The sequence below is a fragment of the Sodalis sp. dw_96 genome (genome assembly GCF_018449575.1).
Taxonomy (GTDB): domain Bacteria; phylum Pseudomonadota; class Gammaproteobacteria; order Enterobacterales; family Enterobacteriaceae; genus Acerihabitans.
Genome location: NZ_JAAVUT010000004.1, coordinates 180,068 through 200,926 on the forward strand (window position 1 = coordinate 180,068; position 20,859 = coordinate 200,926).

Consider the following 20,859-nt stretch of genomic DNA (forward strand, 5'->3'; position numbering starts at 1 on the left):
TCGGTCGCCACACTTCACTCATGGCATTAATAAACAAGGAATTTAATCAGCGATTTTCAAGATGCCCGCTGTTTTTGTTCTCTTTTCTTTCATACATCCATTTTATTTCTGTCCGTTAAAGTTATAATCAGGGCGTTACGGCCGGAATATAGGCTAACGATGATGACCGAACCATTCGAGCGTCCTATAACCCAAATCCTATAAAGAGTAACCTGTAATACGGTCGCCCGGCCGCCGTCATTTTCCTGACCATCGTACTTGATTATCGCATTTAGCCAACCCCCTGCCCAAGCTGCGGGAAGCAACCAAATATCAGGTATTGAAATATCCAGGTGGCCTTAAAATAAAGCTTATGCATTGCTGGTAATGGGCTGAAAATACAAAACAGGGCTAAGTTACTCTCTGTTACCGAGGGATAAACCACATATCTAAAGAATATTAATCCAAATTCAACCGTTATGATTAATGAGTATGCCGATGATGGGAATCGGGGAAATGCGGGTGGGTATGCACTAACGGCGGATGGTAATGGGGATGCCGGTGTCGGCCGGACGACATCTCCGATGCGGGATGGGAATGCTGGTGATGCTCATCATGGCTGTGCTCATGGTCATGCAGCAATGCCTCATGGCCATGTTCATGACGATGGCGTTCGGTAAGGTGCAGCCACAGGCCCAGCGCCATCAACATACCGGCGGCAATCATTCGGAAGGTGACGGGATCGCCCATGATGATAGCCAGCAGCACACCGATAAACGGCGCCACGGAAAAATAGGCTCCGGTTCTCGCGGTACCGAGATGCCGCAGGGCAATGATAAATAACGTCAGACTGACGCCGTAGGCCAGAAATCCTACTGTCAGCGCCACCAGGAGATAAGGCCAGGAAGGCAAGGTCATCCCCACCGCAAACGCCAGGCACAAATTCACCGCGCCGGCCACCAGGCCCTTGATGGCGGCAAGCCAGCCGGCATCGGTTAACGAGACTTTACGGGTCAGATTATTATCCATGGCCCAGGCAAAACAGGCGCCCATTATTGCCAATACCGGCCATATACCGGCAAAATGCGCGCCGCCCGGCCAACTCAATACCAGTGTGCCGCCGATGATGGCAGCCATGCCCAGCGCAATACGCCCATCGACATTTTCCTTGAAGGCAAACCATGCCAGCAACGCGGTAAATACCCCTTCGGCGTTGAGCAGCAATGAGGCGCCGGAAGCGGGCATGGCGTTGAGCCCGGCCATCAGCAAGACCGGGGCGATGACGCCTCCCGCCGCGATGGCGCCGGCAAGCCACGGCAGGTCGCGGCGTGACGGCCTGGCCGGCGGTAAACGGCGCAGCCGGCGATAGAGAAACAATCCCAGCCCGGAGCCTAAATAAAGCAGTGCCGCCAGCAGCCAGGGATTGATACCGTTCAGTAAAATTTTCGCCACGGGTGTCCCTGCGCCAAACAGCAAGGCGGCGCCCAGTGCCGCGAGCACGCCGGGTTGACGCAATCCTTCTTTTACCTTCATTCGGGCGCTCCTGTCCGCAGACAAAAACAAAGATGAATTTTACTCCATGACCCGGCTAAATAAGACAGCGGGCTACGGGTATAGTATGTTGAAGGCATTCACCTGCATAGAGGGCCTGATTGAGAATAGGGAAGATTGGCCGGAAGCGTGCTAATGGGAGGAGCGCTTGCCGTTGCTGTTTATCAGCCACACGCCAAATAAAATGCAGGCGACACCCAGAGTTTTCAGGAGGGTGGCCGATTCATTGAACCACGGCAGCAAAACAGCGGCGAAGTATACCAGCGCATAACTGATACTGATTAACGGATAGGCCGCGCTCAGCGGCAGATAGAGCAACGCATAAAACCAGCACAGCATGGATAAGGCATAGCCCAGAATGCCGCCGGCCACCGCCAGCAACGGCGTCCCGTACTGGGCAACCAGTCCCGGAGTAATGAGATTCAACGGCAGCAACGGGATTTGCGCCATACCCCATTTCATCAGCAATTGCGCCGCCGTCACTAACAAAACGCTGGCCGCCGCCCAGGCTAATCCTTTCATATATTCAGGCTCATTAATGCTATACCTAGTATAATGGATGCCACACCATACCAGTGGCGAAGGGTGATTCGCTCATGAAAAAACCAGTGGGCGCAGAGGGTAACCAGAACAAAGTTCAGACTGAGCATGGGATAAGCCTGGCTCAGCGGCAATCGTTGCAACACGTTCAGCCATACCGCCATGGCTATAATCAACAGAAGCAGCGCCGCCCCCAGCCAAACCAGGGCCGTCCGACGACGATGTTCCGGCAGCCGGCGGCGCTGCCAGCGCAGAGCGGCCTGCTTTTGGCACAATTGACCGCCACAGGTCAGCAGGCTTGCCAGCAACACCATAAGATAACCGGTCATGGCCGTTGCCGGTAAAAATACAATGCCAGCCAATTTTGCCGCCGTACGGCGTCGGCGTCGGGGAGGTTGCGGATATAAGACTGATCGTCGTCCAGCCGCAGCAGCAAGGCGACATTGCCGTGCCGCCTGGCCTGCGACAACCAGTCGGGAAAATCCGCCTCGCTGACAAAATGTCCCTGTGCATCGGGATAAGCCAGTCCGTAACTCAATTCACCTTTGTCCCGGTATATTTCGATATCGCTGCGCTTGAGTTCCCATGCCAGGGTGGTAGCCACACCTACGTTGTTGCTCAATAGGTAGCCGTCGTGATTCAACAGATCGGCGTTCGCCCGGATAAAATGTTGCGGCTGTTTATTATTGACTGTATTTTGCGGAATAACATAGCCCACCAGTAATGCGAGCAGCAGCGGGCAGGCCGCGGCCCATGCAAAGCGTTGCCCGCCGCGACGGCCGGATAAAGCCGCGAACAATACCCAGCCGGCAAAGGCGATGACGCCGATAATAATTTTCGGCCACTCCTGCCGGTTATACAGTGAATGCGGTGATAACAGACCGAAACCCATGACAACCACTACCGCGATGCACAGCGCGCCGAAAACAATATTGATGGCAGCATTCAGCCGGAAAACGCCATGGCGGAACGCCGCGGCGCAGTCAACGGCGTAAGCGGCCATCAGCAGCGCCAGTGGCGCCATACAGGATAAAATATAGGTCGGCAATTTCCCTTTGGCGATGCTGAAAAACAGTAGCGGCATCACTACCCAGGACAGCAGGAAAAACAGCTCGGGCCGGGCACGGCGTTCAATCCAGCCCTTTCGCAGCGATCCCGGCAGCAGCGCCAGCCAGGGCAAGCTTCCGGCCATGATCACCGGTAAATAATACCAGAACGGCGCCCTGTGCTGCGCGTTTGCCTCGGCAAAACGCTTGATGTGCTCTACCCAGAAAAAATAGTGCCAAAAATCCGGTTCCCGGCGCGCAATGACCAGTGCCCAGGGCAGGCAAAGCAGCACCGCGGCAATCACCGCCGCCGGGCCATAGATCAGCAGTTCCCGAAAACGGCGCTGCCGGATGGCTATGGGCAGCACGGCAATCACCGGTACCGCCAGCGCCAGGAACCCCTTGGTCATAACGCCCATGGCGCAGGCCAATCCCAGCAAAACATACGCGGCCAATTTTTTTCCCGGACGCTCGCTACGCCATGCCAGGTAAAAACTGGCCATGGCCGCCGTCAGCCACAGGGCGATCATCGGATCCAACACGTTATAGGTGCCGATGCCGAACACGAGTGTCATGGAAAGAAAAATCAACGCGGCAAGCCACGCCGTGCGGCGTTGCCGCCACATCATCATTGCCAGGGCAAAGACCAATAGCGCGGTAATGCCGCTGCTGAACGCCGCCCCGAAACGAACGGCGAAATTCGTGTCGCCGAACAGCCACTGGCTGATATTGTTAAACCAATATCCCGCCACCGGCTTTTCGAAATAACGCAGCCCGAGCAAATGCGGCACCACCCAGTCGCCGCGCTGCAACATCTCCCGGCTGATCTCGGCATAGCGGGTTTCATCGGGCTGCCATAACAAGCGGCCGTTCAGCGGCAGAAGATAAAGCAAAACAAAATAAAGGGCTACGCCGAAGCCGAGGGCGCGGGAGCTGTTCCACGGCTTCATTGATTGTCACCCGCGGCGGCCTGACACCCCAGCCAGCCCTCCCGCCCCGGGAACGGCGCCCGAACCACGCGCCCCAGCGGCAATGAGTCGATATCCGTCGGCAATAAGGCGCTCAAAGGACAAAAGCGAATGTCCTGTTGCTGTGCCCGTTGCAAAAACTGTTCAAACATCATCGACTGCGACCGGCCTTCCACTTCGGTGTGGATGGTGTAAACCGCCGTGCCGGTGTCTTTGTTGATTAAATCGAGCATATAGTCGTTATAACCATTCAACTGTATTTCACGCCCGATCACTTCATCGAAGGTCGGTAGCGTTACCGGGATCTGCACGGTACCGATACGATTATCCCCCAGCAGCGGCCTGAAGGGATGCGTTCCACGGCAGTCGCTGTTATAGCGGAAGCCAAATTGCTGTTTTGCCTCCAGCACCCGCCCATCGGCGCGCCATCCCGCCGCCGCGGAGCAGGTCACCGGCCGGCCGGTGACGGCCTGCAGCGCCTCCACGCCGAGCCGGATCTGTCGCTCCAGTTCGGTGACCGGCCAACGTCCCGCCTTCGCCTGCCAGCCTTGATGATCCCAGGCATGCAAACCTACTTCATGCCCGGCGTCGGCGGTTTGCGCCATGAGAGGACCCAGCGAGCGGGAGATATTCCTGCCCGGCCAGGCGGTACCGGCCAGCAAAATGTCCCAGCCATAGAGGGATGCCGCTTTGGAATGCAGCATTTTCAACAAAAACCGTGGATAGATCAGACGCCAAAGATGGCGGCCCATATTGTCCGGTCCGACGCTGAAAAAGAAGCTGGCGACGATATTATAGTGCTCAAAGAGTTCCAACAGACGCGGCACCCCGTCACGGGTGCCGCTGAAGGTATCCACGTCGACCCGCAATCCGACCCGTTTCACCCTGGATTTCCCGCACAAACGGTACTGCGCAGGAAGAAGTCCAGGGTATCGTCAACGGTCTGCTCCATGGCAATGGACGGCTGCCAGCTCAACAGCCGACGGGCATTTTCTATGCTGGGTTTACGATGCTCAACGTCCTGGTAGCCCTGGCCGTAATAGCTTTTGCTTTCAACATTTTTAAAACCGGCAAAAGGCGGAAAACGATCGCGCAACGGGTGGCGTTCAAAGCTGACCAGCAGCATTTCCGCCAGTTCACGGATACTGGCCTCGTTGGCGGGATTGCCGATATTCACAATCTGTCCGTCGCAGCGTCCGTCCCGGTTCTCAATAATGCGATAAAGGGCTTCTATCCCGTCGTTGATATCGGTGAAGCAGCGTTTTTGCTCTCCGCCGTCCACCAGCTTGATGGGCGAGCCTTCCACCAGGTTAAGAATCAGCTGGGTAATGGCCCGTGAACTGCCGATACGGGCGGCATCAAGGTTATCCAGTCGCGGACCCATCCAGTTGAATGGACGAAAGAGGGTGAATTTCAAATTCTCTTTGGCGCCGTAAGCCCAAATCACCCGATCCAGCAATTGTTTGGAAACCGAGTAGATCCAGCGCTGTTTATTTATGGGTCCGACGATAAGACGAGAGCTGTCTTCGTTAAACTCCGGATCGTCGCACATGCCGTACACTTCCGACGTTGAAGGAAAAATAATGCGCTTGTGATACTTTACGCAGTCACGAACGATTTTCAGGTTCTCTTCAAAATCCAGCTCAAACACCCGCAATGGGTTTCGGGTATATTCGATGGGCGTGGCGATAGCCACCAGCGGCAATACCACATCACATTTCTTGATATGGTATTCAACCCATTCGGAATGAATACTGATATCCCCTTCAACAAAATGAAAGTGCGGGTTATCCAGGAAACGTTCAATGGCATCCGAACCGATATCCAGCCCGTAAATATCATAACGATCTTCCCGCAGCAGGCGTTCAGTAAGGTGGTTGCCGATAAAACCATTCACGCCGAGAATCAACACCCGGGTCCTGCGCCGCTGCGCCGTGGTGGGCTTGGCCGCCAGACGCACGCCGGCCATGATGCCCATCTCCTGGGCCAGGCGATTACCCTGCATATACAGGCCGGTCTCGTCCTGGCCGCTGAGGATAACCAGCGCGCCTTCGCCGCAGGCGATGGTGAGCGGTTCAACGCTAAGCACGGTGCCCGGCTGCTTGTTATGGGCCGTATCCGCTACCCGGGTGCGCCAGATAATCAGTTTTCGCTGGCCGAGATAACTGAAGGCCCCCGGGTAGGGTTCGGTCACCGCCCGTACCAGATTGGCGATTTCCCGCGCCGGCTTATGCCAGAAAATTTCGCCATCCGCCGCGGTACGGCGGCCAAAATAGCTGGCTTCGGCTTCGTTTTGCGGGCTGCCTTTGATATTTCCCCCCTTGATCAGCGGCAGCAAATCATCCAGCAGGGGTTTTGCCGCCCCGCGCAGTTTTGCGTGCAGGCTCAAGGCGGTATCGTTCTCCTCGATGGACAGAATGGTCTGACCCACAATGTCACCGGCATCGGCCTTCTTCACCATACGGTGCAGTGTGATACCGGTCTGGGTTTCGCCATTAACCAACACCCAATTCACCGGCGCGCGTCCGCGGTAGCGCGGCAGCAGTGAACCATGCAGGTTAAAGCCACCTTCGGCCGCCAGGGAGAGGATCTCCTCGCTCAGCATATGGCGATAGTAAAAAGAAAAGATAACGTCAGGCCGCAGCTTACGGATATGCTCCACCCATAACGGATGATTTACGTCGTCCGGCGCATAAACCGGCAAATCCAAATCGGCCCCCAGCCGCGCGACGCTTGAGAAGAATTTATTCTCACCGGGTTCGTCGCTATGGGTAAACACCGCCTGCACGTCATATCCGGCGTCCACCAAGGCTTTTAATCCAATACAGCCGATATCATGGTAAGCAAATACAATAGCTTTCATCATTCATTTTCCTGAGTAGGCGAAGACGGCTGCCGGCCTATCACTTTTTGTACAAAATAACGGGGGCGCGCCCGGACATCGTTGTAGATACGGCCTATATACTCCCCCAATAGCCCCATGCCGACGAACTGAGCGCCAATAAAGGTAAATAGCACGGCGAAAAGGGTAAAAACGCCGTCCGCCGCCCATTTGGGGCCCAAGAGCAGCCGCATGGCGATTAAAATCACCGACAGGGTAAAACCGGAGACGGCAATCACGCTGCCAATCAGGCTTAATAACCGCAACGGCGTGGTGGTCAGGCAGGTGATCAGGTCATACATCAAATTGATCAGTTTCAAAAAGCTGTATTTGGAATCGCCGAATTCACGTTCGGCGTGGCTTACATTGATTTCAGTGGTCCGCCGGGCGAACGAGTTCGCCAGGATGGGGATAAAGGTGCTGCGTTCATGGCAATGCAGCATGGCTTCCACCACCTGACGCCGATAAGCGCGCAGCATACAGCCGTAATCTCCCATGGCTTTACCGGTAGAACGTTGAATCAACAGATTAATCATGCGCGAGGCGGATTTGCGGAACCAGGAATCCTGCCGGTTGGCGCGTACCGAGCCCACCACGTCATAGCCCTCTTCCGCTACGCTCACCAGGCGCGGTATCTCCTCCGGCGGGTTTTGCAGATCCGCGTCCAGGGTGATGACCAAATCGCCGGTCGCCTGGATAAAACCGGCCATAATGGCCGAGTGCTGGCCATAATTGCGATTCAGCAGCACGGCGATGATATCGCTGTCCGGCTGTTCCGCCGCCGCCGCCATAATATCGGCGGAATTATCGCTGCTGCCGTCGTCCACCAGAATAATTTCATAGGGCTGGCGCAATTGACGGCAAGCGGCGGTCGTCCGCTCAATCAGCACCGACAAACTCTCTTGCTCATTAAAAACCGGAATGACGACGGAAACTTTATTGATGGGTTCAACGCGAGGCACAGGGTGGCTCCACTAGAGAAAACAAAGCATTGACCACCAGATCGACATCTTCCTGGGTCATATCGGGAAATAGCGGCAAGGTACACAGGCGCGCCGAGTTCCATTCCGTGTTCGGCAATGACAATCGCGGATAACGTTCGCGGTAGAATTTTTGGGTGTGAACCGCGCGAAAATGCAGACCGGTGCCGATACCCTTGGCCTGCAAGCGTTCCATCAGCTGGTCCCGGTCCAGTCCGCAGCGTGCGGGATCGACCCGGATCATAAACAGATGCCATGCGTGTTCGTGGGCATAGCCGGGCAGTCCCAGCGGCAGGAAGGGCGAATCCCCGAGCCGCCGGCGATAATGTTCCGCCAACTGCATGCGTCGGGCGTTCATTTCAGGCAGACGGGCCAATTGCACCACGGCGATAGCCGCGTGGATATCCGAAAGATTATATTTAAAGCCGGGCTCCACCACTTCTGCCTGGGGTTTGCGCCCCAGTTGATGGCGATCGAACGCATCAACGCCCAGGCCATGAAATTTCAATCTGCGCACCCGTTCGGCCAATTTATCGTCGTCGGTGGCAATCAGGCCGCCTTCGGCGCATGTCATATTTTTGATGGCATGAAAAGAGAAAATCGCGGTCCCCCGTGCGCCTATCCACTCGTCTTTATAACGGGCGCCCACGGCATGGGCGGCGTCTTCAATGAGCGGAATACCGTGGCGCAGGGCAACGGCGCGCAGCGGGTCCAAATCGAGAGGCGCGCCGGCGTAATGCACCGGAACGATTGCTTTGGTCTTGGAAGTGATGGCTTTTTCCACCGCGACGGCATCCACCATCAGCGTCTCGCGGTCAACATCGATCATCACCGGCCGGGCGCCAAGCAGTTCGATCATATTTGCCGTGGAGACCCAGGTTTGGGAGGGAGTGATGACTTCATCGCCGGGGCCGATGCCAAGCGCCATCAGGGCAATATGCATGCCGGCGGTTGCCGAACTGACGGCGATGGCGTGCCGGCAGCCGAAGGCCGCGCTGAAGTCGATTTCCAATTGCCGGTTCTGCGGCCCGGTGGTAATCCAGCCCGACCGCAACACCCGCTCAACGGCGTTTATCTCGTCTTCGCCGATGGACGGACGGGAGAAAGGCAGAAGGAGATCCATATTCAATACCACATAAATGAATTCATTATGGCAATAATTATAATCCTTGTTTATTAAACGAAGATTAAATTTCATGGGAATAAGTGCACCCTTTGTGGGCTAAAAATAAGCGTTTATGATGAAATTCAGCTTATTTCATGAGCATTAATTAGCAAAATGCGCACTTTTACGTGATAAATCAAACCTAAACACTTCGTTTAACTGTATCGTTGTATTTTAATAGGTAAATATTATTTTTTGCCATGGAGGTTATTTTACATAATACGCCTGTCACGTTTATCTGAGAAAAATTTAAAAATTGAATGGCAAAACTGCGAGGGGATTGGCATTGTCATGTTGTCCCCGAGGGGGGTATTATTAATTAATCCTTAAGAAAGACCTTTAGTAACGAACGTCATTATTCTTTCTTTTACCCATAATTAACACTATTTTTACCATCGTCACCTCCCGCCCGGCAACGCTGATTGGAAAGATGAATTATCAACGTTATTGGCCGTGGGAAAAATCCCCGCGATGTTCTTTGATCCAGGCGATCGCCGTTCTTGCCGGCCGGTGGTTCAGATCAAACAGGTCCGCGCTTGTGTCGGCATAAAACCCGTGACGAATCAGATTATCTTGCTCAAGCAGCGCGTCAATACGCGGTGTAAGCAGGCCGGCCTGTTGGTATATTGTCCGCTGTTCATCCTCTCCGCGGTGATGGTACCTGACCCGGCGAGACAGGTTTTCCGCCAGGTAATCGGCAATATACCCCATGGTTACCGCCGCGGGGCCGTTAAGATGATAAATTTTGCCCCCGTGACCCTCGGCGCCTTCCAATAATATCCGTGCCACGGCGGACACGACGTCGCGCAAATCCACCAGCGCCGCCTGGCCGGAGCTGGCGGTACCGCCCCATAATCCTGGCGGCACAAACTGCGCCGCCACGGCGAAAACGGCGTCCAGCGATAGAGCCGGATGTATCCGGGTGGTCGTAACGCCTTGGGCGGCGAGGTGGATATCGGTTTCACTCTGCCAAAGCCGCGCCGATTGCCCAACGCATCCGCCCCCTTCCGACAGGTTAACCAGATAAGGCACTTCCGCCCGCACCGCCGCGTCAATCAGGGCAAGATCGTAGCGAGACGGCCGTTCCCGGTCCCCGCCGGCCAAAAAAGCCCGATCGGTATCCTGGAAGGCAACCCGTAACGACAAGGGATCTTCCAAATGGATAGCCATATATTCAACGTTTCCCCGGTCGTAATTCTCCCGCGCCCGAAGGGGATTCTCCGTCAGCACCCGCACCCTGACCCCTTGCCCGGCCAATGCGCCGGCCAGTTTATCCACCGCCGCCCATGTACCGCCCGCAATGGTTACCCTGATCATGGGGAAAACTCCTTATGCCTTGAAGAGCGCCATCGCGTCGGATAGCGAACCGCACCTACAGCACCGCGGCCGGTAATGGCCGACGTTTACCCGGCGCGGCAAAGCGAAATAATATGAATATTATCACTAAAATAGCGAAATTACCGGCAGCGGAGGGAAATGGCCGCGATCAAGCCGAGGGAGGTGGCGGGAAAAGGGTGCCGAATATCAATAGAAAAAGCGCTTTCATTTGGCTGCGATCCACATGCTGCTGCTGCTGATGGGTTAGCATACGCAGTGCCGTGCCTTCACTCAGCACCGCCATCATCTCGGATAAAGCCGCGATGCGCCCGGCATCCAGGTGGGGATAAACCTGTTTCATCATCTCGCAGCCCTGGTGAAAAAGATGGGCATCGGCCTCGCATAATATCTTCTCCACCTGGATATTCCGGGTGGCTTCGGCGGCGATTTCCAGCATCAGCGCCTGGTTGATTTCCGCGTCCTCGCCATCCAATAACCGCTGATTGGCCAATTCGTCGGCCACCAGGCTTAAATCATTATCATGATCCCACATCAGTTTGATGCGATGTTTAACGATACGCCGAACGATTTCTTCAATAATGGCCTCTTTATTGGTGAAATAACGATAAATCTGCCCCACGCTCAATTTGGACAATGAGGCGATTTCAGCCATGCCCGCCCCATGAAAACCATGCAGTCGGAAGCAAATCCTGGCCGCCGCGATGATTTGATCGCGGCGCTCTTCAATTCGCTGCTGTTTGCTTGAAGAAATCTCGTTTCTATCCATCGTTTTCACAGACTCCGATTGCTGGCATTCGGCACTCGAGGTGCCAATTAGGGTGCCGATAAAATGGATCCGGTGGCGTTTAGCCAGACATACGCCACCGGTGGGAACGGCGGTGGGGATTATACTGGTCAACCCGTTTGGTCAATAACTCGAGCCGTTATCATTTCCAGCCTCCACCCAGAGCTTTATATAAGGTTATCTGTTGATTTAACAGATCCAATCGGGTGGTAATCTGCGTTTGTTGCGCCTGATAGAGCGCGCGCTGGGCAACCAGGACATTAAGATAATTATCAACTCCCTGACGATAACGTAACTCAGATAAATCATAATTTTGTTTATTTGCCGCGGTATCCAGCGTGCGGGCGTCCAGTTCGTCCTGATAAGTGGATTGTCCCGCCAAGGCATCGGCGACTTCCTTGAACGCCGTTTGAATAGTTTTTTCATAATTCGCCACATCAATCTTTTGCGAGGTCTTGGCCATATCCAGATTGGCGCGGTTTACCCCGCCATCGAAAATAGGCAGACTCAGCGTCGGCACAAATGACCATGCGGCGGTACCGCCCGACAATAAATGACCCAGGCTGCTGCTTGAGGACCCCCCGTTCGTGGTCAGGCTGATGTTGGGGAAAAAGGCCGCCCGCGCCGCGCCGATATTGGCATTGGCCCCTTTAAGGGTATGCTCGGCGGCGATAATGTCCGGACGGCGCGTTAATAAATCGGATGGCAAACCGGCGGGGGTGGACGGGAAATGCCAATCCTTGTCAAGGCGGGCATGCTCCGTCAGTCCGGCGGGGAGTTCGGTACCCACCAATAGCCGCAATGCATCCATATCCTGGCGCACCTGGCGAGAATATTTCGCCACATCGGCCTGGGCGCTGCGCACCGGGCTCTCCGCCTGGGCCAGATCCTGCGCTGTGCTTACGCCCGCATCATAGCTGCGCTTGGTCAAATCATAGGATCGCTGCTGGCTGTCGGCGGTATGTTGCGCCAGCATCAATAATTCATTATCCGAACACAGCGTCAGATAACCCTCGGCGACTTCTGAAACCAGGCTGATTTGCGTCGCCCGTTGGGTCGCCTCGGTGGACAGATAGTTTTCCAGTCCCTGATCCCGCAGGCTGCGTAAACGGCCGAAGAAATCCACCTCCCATGAGGTGACTCCCAGGCTGGCGTCGTATTGATGGTAGGTCACCGGACCGGTGCTCTGGGTGGAATAGAGATTGCCGGGCAGATGCTGCGAGGTTTGACTGGCGGTGGCATCCACAGTGGGCAAGATGGCGGCGCGATCGATATGAAACTGCGCCCGCGCCGTTTCGACATTCAGCAAGGCAACCCGCAAATCGCGGTTATTGGCCAACGCCAGTCCAATAAGCCGGTTGATGGCCGGATCGTTGAAAAACGTTTTCCAGCCGATATCCGCCCCGGTCGCGCTACCCGCCCCATTCTGGCCGGCGACGTTCCAGGAAGCGGCTACCGGCATGGCGGGTCGGTGATATTCCGGTTGCAGCGTGCAGCCGGCAAGAGCCAGGAAAATCATGGCCGGCAATAAGGCCGTCACCGGATAAAATTTATTCATGTTCGCTTGCCTCGGATGGCGACGGTTTAATTATTTTGCCGCTTGATTTATCGGTGAATTTTTTAGTAAATTTTTCGGTAAATAACCCGGCCACAACCACATAGAACATCGGCACGAAAAAAATCGCCAGGAAAGTGGCGGTCAATAAACCGCCCACCACGGCGGTACCGATAGAGTGCTGACTCCCCGATCCGGCACCATGGGAAATCGCTAACGGGAATACCCCCAGCACAAACGCCATGGAGGTCATGATGATGGGACGGATACGCAGTCTGGCTGCCTCGATAGCGGCCTCGGCAAGGTTTCTTCCCTCTTTTTCGTGCAGCTCTTTGGCAAACTCCACAATCAGGATGGCATTTTTCGCCGCCAGGCCGACGGTGGTTAACAGGCCCACCTGGAAAAATACGTCGTTTTCCAATCCGCGCATTAATACCGCGCCGATGGTGCCCAGCACGCCGAGGGGAAGCACCAGCAATACCGAAAACGGAATAGACCAGCTTTCATACAGGGCGGCCAGACAAAGGAAGACCACCAAGACCGAAAGGCTATATAAGGCCGGCGTTTGCGAGCCCGATAACTGCTCTTCATAGGACAATCCATGCCAGGCGACGGTGAATCCCTTAGGCAACTTCGCGGCGATTTCATTTACCGCTTTAACCGCCTCGCCCGAACTTAAACCACTGGCCGGCGAACCCATGATTTCCACCGCCGAGACGCCGTTGAAGCGTTCATACCGCGGCGAGCCGTAAATCCACTTGCCGCCGCCAAAGGCGGAAAACGGCACCATCGTCCCGGCGCTGTTACGGAAATACCATTTGTTAAGATCTTCCGGCGTCACGCGCGACGAGGCGCGGCCCTGGATATAGACCTGTTTGACCCGGTCCTCATACATGAACTGATTGACGTAGGTGGAGCCCCACGCGGCGGATAATGTATCGTTAATATCCTCCAGGCTCAGACCCAGCGCACGGGCCCGCTCATCATCGATTTGCAATTGATATTGCGGCTCATCTTCCATGCCGTTGGGACGCACCGCCGATAGGCGCTTATCCTGCGCCGCCAGCTGCAAAAATTGATTACGGGCCGCCATCAGCGCCTCGTGGCCTTTTGCCGTGGTGTCCTGCAAATAGAAGTCAAAACCGGTGGCGTTGCCCAATTCCATCACCGCCGGCGGAATCAAGGCAAAAGCCTTGGCGTCCTTAAGCGTGGCGAAATGTTGCATAGCGCGGCCGGCCAACGCCTGCACCGATTGACTGCCGCCGGTGCGCTGGCTCCAGTCTTTAAGCTTCACGAAGGCCATGGCGCTGTTCTGGCCGCGGCCGGAAAAGCTGAACCCGTTGGCGGCGAATACCGAGCTCACCGAATCGGATTCCTTGGTCAACAGATAGGTTTCCATATCCAACAATACCTGTTGAGTGCGTTCCGCCGAGGCATTGGACGGCAACGTCACCTGCATCATCATGACGCCCTGATCTTCATCCGGTAAAAATGAGCCGGGCACCCGGGTAAACAAAAAGCCGGTGACCAGCACAATAACCAGGTAAATCAGCATAAAAATGCGGCGGCGGGAAATAACGCCGCCGACGTAGCGGGTGTAATGCAGCGTGCCGGAATCGAATGTGCGATTAAACCAGCCGGAAAATCCCTTGCGGGACGGTTCCGCCGCGGAGGTCCTCAGAATTGTGGCGCACAGCGCCGGCGTAAAAATCAGCGCCATCAGCACCGACAGCGCCATGGCCGACACGATGGTAATGGAAAACTGACGATAAATAATTCCGGTGGAGCCGCTGAAAAAGGCCATGGGCACCAGCACCGCCGCCAGAACCAGCGCAATGCCGAACAGGGCGCCCTGGATTTGCGCCATGGATTTAATGGTCGCCTCCTTCGGACCGAGTTTTTCCTCCGACATGACCCGCTCGACGTTTTCCACCACTACGATGGCATCATCCACCAGCAGGCCGATGGCCAGCACCATGCCGAACATGGTGAGCGTATTGATGGAGTAGCCGCAGGCCGCCAGCACGCCGAACGTCCCCAGCAGCACCACCGGCACCACGAGGGTGGTCACCAGGGTGGCGCGAAGGTTTTGTAAAAACAGCAGCATCACGCAGAACACCAGCGCGATGGCTTCAAACAGGGTTTTCACTACCTCTTCAATGGAGGCGCTGACCACCGGAGAGGTTTCGTAGGGGTATTCCACCTTCACGTTATCCGGCAGCGAGGATTGCAGCTCGGTTATGGTGGCTTTAACCCTTTTGGCGGTATCCAGCACGTTGGCGCCGCTGGCAAGCCGCAACGCCATCCCGGAAGAGGGTTTGCCGTTAAAGGTGGATGAAATGCTGTAATCTTCCGGTCCCAGATCGATATTGGCCACATCCCGTAAACGAACCTGGGAACCGTCGCTATTGACCTTCAGCAAAATATCCTGAAACTGCTCAACGCTTTCAAGTCGGGTCTTGCCGATGATAGTGGCGCTGATTTTTGCATTTCTGATGGTGGGCAATCCCCCCAGCTTACCGGATGAGATTTGCACGTTTTGCTGAGTAATGGCGGTGGTAATATCACTGGGAATCAATGAATATTGATACAGCTTGGCGGGATCGAGCCAAATACGCATCGCATATTCGGAACCCATGACCATAAAGTCCCCCACCCCTTTGGTGCGGGCGACCGGATCCTCCAGTTTAGACACCAGCAAATTGGCCAGGTCGGAATCGCTCAGTTTGCCGTCTTCGGAAATCAGGCTCACCACCATCATAAAGTTGGCCTGATATTTAGCCACACGCAACCCTTGTTCGGTCACTTCGGTAGGTAACTGGGATTCCGCCAGCGACACTTTGTTTTGCACCTGCACCTGGGCGATATCCGGATCGGTGCCCTGATCGAAGGTGACGACGATGCTGGCGCTGCCGTCGCTGTTACTCTGCGATTCGATATAGCGCAGATTGTCCAGCCCGTTCAGCTGTTGTTCAATAACCTGGACCACGGTTTTTTGGGTGGTTTCCGCGCTGGCGCCGGGATAGGTCACGCTGACCGATATTGCCGGCGGCGCGATATTAGGATATTGGTTGATAGAAAGCGAGAGTATGGATAATCCCCCCGCCACCATAATAACAATGGCAATCACCCAGGCAAAAATAGGGCGTTCGATAAAGAACTTCGACATCTGATATCCCCTATTGCGCCGACGGATCGGTCATGGAAGAGCTGTTGCCGCTGACGGCGGCGGTGCCGGACTGATGCTCCCCGGCCTTGACCTTGCTGCCGGCCCGGACGTTTTGCAGACCGTCGATCATCACCTCATCATCAGCCTGTAATCCGCTGGTGACCTGCCACTGGCCATCGGTCATTTCGCCGGTGGTGATAGTACGTTGTTCAACGGTGCTATCCGCTTTCACCACAAAGACATACGGCTTACCTTTCACATCGTGGCTGACCGCTTCCTGCGGGATCAAAATACCTTGCTCCTGCACTCCTTGCTGCAGCACGGCATGGACAAACATCCCCGGCAGTAATTCATTGTGGGGGTTCGGAAACGAGGCGCGCATCGTCACCGAACCGGTGCCTTCATCCACCGTGACTTCGGAAAATTCCAGCGTCCCTTCCTGATCGTAATGACTGCCGTCTTCAAGGATCAGCTGCACCGCGGCGGCATGGTCTCCCGTCGCTTTCAGATGCCCTTGCGCCAGCGCGCGGCGCAGGCGCAATAAGTCCTGCGATGATTCACTGACGTCCACATACATTGGGTTTAATTGCTGGATAGTGGTGAGATAACCGCTTTGTCCGCTGGTCACCAACGCGCCTTCGGTATATATCGATCGGCCTATATGGCCGGAAATCGGCGCGGTGACCCGGGTGTAATTCAAATTGACCCGGGCGGTTTCCAAATCCGCCGCCGCTTCCTTGGCGGTTGCCACCGCATCGTCATATTGCTGGCCGCTGATGGCATGGGCCTGTGACAGCGGTTGGTAACGCCGGACCACCGCATTGGCGTTGTTCAAGGTCGCCTGCGCCTTGTCATAGGCCGCCTGATAAACGGCGGAGTCAATTTGGTAAAGTTGCTGACCCGCCTTCACCTCCGTCCCCTCGGTAAACAGCCTTTTTTGCAAAATGCCGCCGACCTGCGGTCGAACCTCGGCGCCCCGCACCGCCGTGGTTCGACCGGGCAAACTGGTGGATAAGGCTATGGGTTGGGTATGTACCCGTAACACGGTAACCGGAACCGCCGGCTCGGCGGATTGAATATCGGTGGCGGACGGCCGATCGCAGGCGGTAAGCAGCAGGACCATAGTGACAACTATTATTTGATAATGCATAAGCGACTCATGGTTATTGAGAATGATCATTCTCGAAATGAGGCTATTCTATCAGCATGCTTAGGGAGCGAATGGACGGATTCGGTAAAGAATGGTTTCACCGGATGTGCCGGCGCCAGGTAAACCCTCGGCGGCAATCAGGCTTTTTGCGCTATTCGGCAGCTGAATGGCGGACAAAAGAGTTAAAATGTACCTTTATACGCGTGGTGATATCTGAACTGGCGGCCCAGTGGCGCGGTGTTGACTAAACTAATACGTACGACTATATTACTTTTATGGCTAGAGCATCTCATAAAGAAAAAATCCTGACCGTCGGCATGCAGGTTGTTCATGCACATGGTTTTGCCGGTGCGAGCGTGCGCGACATCGTCCAGGCGGCAGGGGTCCCTCAAGGGTCGTTTACCAACCATTTCGCTTCGAAAGAGGCTTTTGGGCTGGAAGTGATCGACCTTTACTTCGCCAATGCCCGCAAGACCATCGACGAGACCCTGCGTAACGACTCCCTTCCGCCATTGCAACGCTTGCGTGCCTATATTGACGCCGGTCTGGCAAGGCTCAATAAAAATAATATGCGCGACGGATGTTTGTTGGGCAATTTTACCGCCGAAGCCAGCGGCTGGAGCGAGTCCATCAGGCTACGATTAAATGAAATCTTCGCTGAAATCCAGCAATCATTGGCCTATTGCCTGCGCGCGGCAATCAAAAGCGGTGAGCTGGATGCCCAACTCGACAGTGAAGAAATGGCGGCATTTATCGTCGCCTCCCTTCAGGGCGCCAATCTGCTGGCGAAAGCCCAGCACAGCCCCGCGCCGGTGGAGCGCTTCAGGGAACTGCTGTTTTCGGCGATATTGCCCGTGGTCCATCCCGCTGAAGCCGTTTTATAACACGCCTTGACCTTCCTCCCGCCAGAGTCGCGGCGGCTATTCCGGTCTGCCCATCGGTGGTGTGGCACACTCGCTTCTGTTGCCGGCTCGCGGTTCCTCTGGCTGTCTTTTTGATTTTGCGGCATGGGATTATCCTTATTTAACCAGCCGTTAGATAAGATAAATTGGATATTTAGCTTGATTCTTAATAAATATTTATGTTTTTCCATCTTTCCATCTCATAAATTTTATATAAATTTGTGTCTATTTTATAAGCATCGATATACAGCGTTTTTTAACCTTTCTCATTGATATCTATCGAAAAAGAGACATTTCAGCGTTTTAAGCCGATTTGCTGCTCTTCATGACAATAGATATAGATATCTTTCCAGGCTCATTTTCATTAAATACAAATCGACCCCTATCTGACCTTACTGAGGATAATCATTGTGTTTACTTACTAGTTTCGTTAGTTAATAATATGCTAAAAGGAAACTTACCAGACAAAATAATGAAATTGACTAAAATTAACAATTATGCCACATGCATCACAGATTAAAACACTATTTTATAAGTACTTTTCCTATTTCTTTTATTGGTTTTCTGTCGGCGAACCGAAGTAATTTCACGTTTTAATTGAACATATAAAATATTATAATATATTGATAATAAAAGGTTTTATGATGAAGTGTTAATTTAATTGATAGATAAGAATATCGATCCAAGCCGCTAAATATGAACAATCAATAAACATTGACCTGGTGCAAATGTTGAAATTTAGCATTGCCTTTAGTAATGTATTTCCTTTATTGTCAAGCAAGTAATTAAGCGTGAGCTGGCTAACAATATCATGCAATACTTTTAATTTACTCATACGAAAGGCTTGTCAAGTTGTACACTGTAGACGTACCTTTTATCCATACCGGCCGCAAATGATCCTATACCGATTTGTTAACAAAAGCTGATGGAAAGCGGTCTTCCTTGAACATGAAGAAAAACTGGAGTGATAAGAACTACTTAGCTCTCTTTTGATCTACCCGGCAGGGTTAATGTTAAATATATACAACTATCAATCCCTACAAAGAGACGGTTAACCAATACAAAAGCGCTGGTTCAAAATGTTAACCAGTTCACAACGGATTGGGTTTACCTTCTTTGCCGCCATCAATACGACAAAGGGATGTGCCGAGTTCTGGCTTAGGCCGGTCTCAGATAATAAGTGTAGGAATATAACAAGAAGGTGTCTACCGACAACGAACAAAATCACCAGGGATTGCAAAGCAGAAAACTCACCTGCTGCCATTATAAATAAATGGCCACATTCAATTGGTTCAAGTTTTTTTTGTTATATACAAAAAATATCTATGAACTCAATATTAAAGTCTTTGCAGCGCCCTGTTTTCTGAACGGAATTAAGACTTTCGTTATGGATATTTTATTTAGCCTTGTCTATAAAATTTGTCGAATCAAAATGAACTGTTTTTAACGTCCTGAAATTTAGTAAGTAACGTTGGAGGTTTAACATGATTCTATTATCTAAAACATTGAGATATTTTATAGTTACCGCACAAGAGCAATCCATAAGAATGGCGGCATTGATTCTCTGCATCACTCCGTCCCCTCTTTGCCGGACGATCAAAATTTTTGAATTGAACCTGGGACACAAATTATTTACTCGAACCAATAACGGATTAAAGTTAACCAGCTATGGCCGAGATCTCTATGCGACGTTACTTCCGTTGTACCAAGAAATTTGCGAAATTGAGAAAAAAGTGATCAAAAAGACTCACCAGATACAAAGTGGAAGATCGAATATCAAAATAGGATTGGATCATCGTGATTATTCGTATTTATCACCTTTTTTCTCGTCACCATTATTTAAAGATGCAAAAAATAATATCTCACTTGAATATTTTCCGCCTGAGGAGACGAATATAGGTGAGACGCTTAATAAAGAATTATGCCAGATATTTTTTACACAAAAAAAGATTCATTGTCCGCCAGGATTATTGCACCAGACTTTGTCAGCTGACGTTATTATGCTGGCGGTTAACAGCGATCTGAAGACCGAAGATTTTACTCAAAACGATCTGTTTATGAATAAAATCTTGGTACAATATGAATCAAATCAGAATGAAGAGATATTTGATGGCATTGAGGAATACATTTCAAAAAATCAACTCAACCCGAAGCGGGTGTTTATACCCGAATTGTATGTTCAGCTCTCTATGATCGAAAAAGGTGACGCCATAGGACTTATGCCTTCGTCGATTATTAATATCATTAACGATCGTAATTTTAAGGTAAAATTCATACCCTTTGATTGTGATAATAAAAAATTGGTTATTGAACGTCATATCTACTATACCCCCGCGTATCAGGAGTTTATAGAGGAAAAAATGTTACCGTTGATCGCTAACCACGATAAGTGCTTAACGGGATAGAATTTTTTTAATTATGGCTAGGACATTTCATTAACAAGTATCACTGGATGATTTTTAGATGGTAAACTCTTTTTTGGCAATGATTATTTGACCCTGATCCAGTGATACTCTCAGATATGCCAATTGGCTATCCGGGAGTCATACGGTCGTTTTCCCTCCTTCCCAATGCTCACTTCAACTTCTCTGCTTTTACCATGATACCTGATGCATGAAGACATGATGCTGGCGATCAACGGCATAAGGCAACCCTTATCTTCTTCAAATAATAATACAAAATTAATATTTATTGATTAGCAAGAGAATTAATTCATATTATTTATATTAATTTTAATATCAACAGGATATCCATAAAAATAATATGGCCATAGACCAGGAAGATGTTTGACAAGCACGGTTTGCATACTGTGATTAGCGACACGCAATAAGCGCCTAAGGCCAATCCCATA

The 20,859-nt window shown here is 52.6% G+C and carries 15 protein-coding genes; 2 read left to right on the forward strand and 13 right to left on the reverse strand.

Features of this window, described 5'->3' with window-relative positions:
- Positions 1-462 precede the first annotated feature (462 nt).
- The 13 genes from HB631_RS08545 to HB631_RS08605 form a co-directional block, all read right to left on the reverse strand.
- Positions 463-1,512 carry a DMT family transporter gene (locus HB631_RS08545; protein ID WP_213990723.1) on the reverse strand — a complete coding sequence of 350 codons (1,050 nt, stop codon included), beginning with the start codon at positions 1,510-1,512 and terminating at the stop codon, positions 463-465.
- A gap of 150 nt (positions 1,513-1,662) precedes the next feature.
- Positions 1,663-2,052 (reverse strand): 4-amino-4-deoxy-L-arabinose-phosphoundecaprenol flippase subunit ArnF, encoded by a 390-nt coding sequence (gene arnF, locus HB631_RS08550; RefSeq protein WP_213990724.1) that lies wholly within the window; start codon positions 2,050-2,052, stop codon positions 1,663-1,665.
- Positions 2,049-2,399, reverse strand: coding sequence for a 4-amino-4-deoxy-L-arabinose-phosphoundecaprenol flippase subunit ArnE (gene arnE, locus HB631_RS08555; RefSeq protein ID WP_213990725.1), 351 nt, complete (start codon positions 2,397-2,399; stop codon positions 2,049-2,051). The genes arnF and arnE overlap by 4 nt, the downstream gene beginning before the upstream one ends.
- Complete coding sequence (gene arnT, locus HB631_RS08560; protein ID WP_213990726.1) at positions 2,396-4,066, reverse strand: lipid IV(A) 4-amino-4-deoxy-L-arabinosyltransferase; 1,671 nt, start codon at positions 4,064-4,066, stop codon at positions 2,396-2,398. The genes arnE and arnT overlap by 4 nt, the downstream gene beginning before the upstream one ends.
- Positions 4,063-4,968, reverse strand: coding sequence for a 4-deoxy-4-formamido-L-arabinose-phosphoundecaprenol deformylase (gene arnD, locus HB631_RS08565; RefSeq protein WP_213990727.1), 906 nt, complete (start codon positions 4,966-4,968; stop codon positions 4,063-4,065). Before arnD ends, arnT begins: the two co-directional genes overlap by 4 nt.
- Complete coding sequence (gene arnA / locus HB631_RS08570; RefSeq protein WP_213990947.1) at positions 4,965-6,947, reverse strand: bifunctional UDP-4-amino-4-deoxy-L-arabinose formyltransferase/UDP-glucuronic acid oxidase ArnA; 1,983 nt, start codon at positions 6,945-6,947, stop codon at positions 4,965-4,967. The genes arnD and arnA overlap by 4 nt, the downstream gene beginning before the upstream one ends.
- Positions 6,947-7,927, reverse strand: coding sequence for an undecaprenyl-phosphate 4-deoxy-4-formamido-L-arabinose transferase (gene arnC / locus HB631_RS08575; RefSeq protein WP_213990728.1), 981 nt, complete (start codon positions 7,925-7,927; stop codon positions 6,947-6,949). Before arnC ends, arnA begins: the two co-directional genes overlap by 1 nt.
- Entirely contained in the window at positions 7,914-9,068 is a 1,155-nt protein-coding gene (arnB, locus tag HB631_RS08580) for a UDP-4-amino-4-deoxy-L-arabinose aminotransferase (protein ID WP_213990729.1), read from the reverse strand. The genes arnC and arnB overlap by 14 nt, the downstream gene beginning before the upstream one ends.
- Before the next feature lie 486 nt (positions 9,069-9,554).
- Entirely contained in the window at positions 9,555-10,427 is an 873-nt protein-coding gene (locus HB631_RS08585) for an NmrA family NAD(P)-binding protein (protein ID WP_213990730.1), read from the reverse strand.
- A gap of 169 nt (positions 10,428-10,596) precedes the next feature.
- The gene (locus HB631_RS08590) at positions 10,597-11,214 is read right to left on the reverse strand and encodes a TetR/AcrR family transcriptional regulator (protein ID WP_213990731.1); all 618 of its coding nucleotides are present in this window, start codon (positions 11,212-11,214) and stop codon (positions 10,597-10,599) included.
- A 160-nt stretch (positions 11,215-11,374) separates the two neighbouring features.
- Positions 11,375-12,790, reverse strand: a complete 1,416-nt coding sequence (locus HB631_RS08595) for an efflux transporter outer membrane subunit (protein ID WP_213990732.1) — start codon at positions 12,788-12,790, stop codon at positions 11,375-11,377.
- Positions 12,783-15,956 carry an efflux RND transporter permease subunit gene (locus tag HB631_RS08600; RefSeq protein ID WP_213990733.1) on the reverse strand — a complete coding sequence of 1,058 codons (3,174 nt, stop codon included), beginning with the start codon at positions 15,954-15,956 and terminating at the stop codon, positions 12,783-12,785. Before HB631_RS08600 ends, HB631_RS08595 begins: the two co-directional genes overlap by 8 nt.
- A 10-nt stretch (positions 15,957-15,966) precedes the next feature.
- On the reverse strand, positions 15,967-17,106 hold the full coding sequence (locus HB631_RS08605) for an efflux RND transporter periplasmic adaptor subunit (protein WP_213990734.1): 1,140 nt from the start codon (positions 17,104-17,106) through the stop codon (positions 15,967-15,969).
- A 275-nt stretch (positions 17,107-17,381) separates the two neighbouring features.
- Here HB631_RS08605 and HB631_RS08610 point away from each other — a divergent pair, with 275 nt between their 5' ends.
- Positions 17,382-17,990 carry a TetR/AcrR family transcriptional regulator gene (locus HB631_RS08610; RefSeq protein WP_213990735.1) on the forward strand — a complete coding sequence of 203 codons (609 nt, stop codon included), beginning with the start codon at positions 17,382-17,384 and terminating at the stop codon, positions 17,988-17,990.
- Between the two features lie 1,502 nt (positions 17,991-19,492).
- The gene (locus HB631_RS08615; RefSeq protein ID WP_213990736.1) at positions 19,493-20,413 is read left to right on the forward strand and encodes a LysR family transcriptional regulator; all 921 of its coding nucleotides are present in this window, start codon (positions 19,493-19,495) and stop codon (positions 20,411-20,413) included.
- The last annotated feature ends 446 nt before the right edge of the window (positions 20,414-20,859 follow it).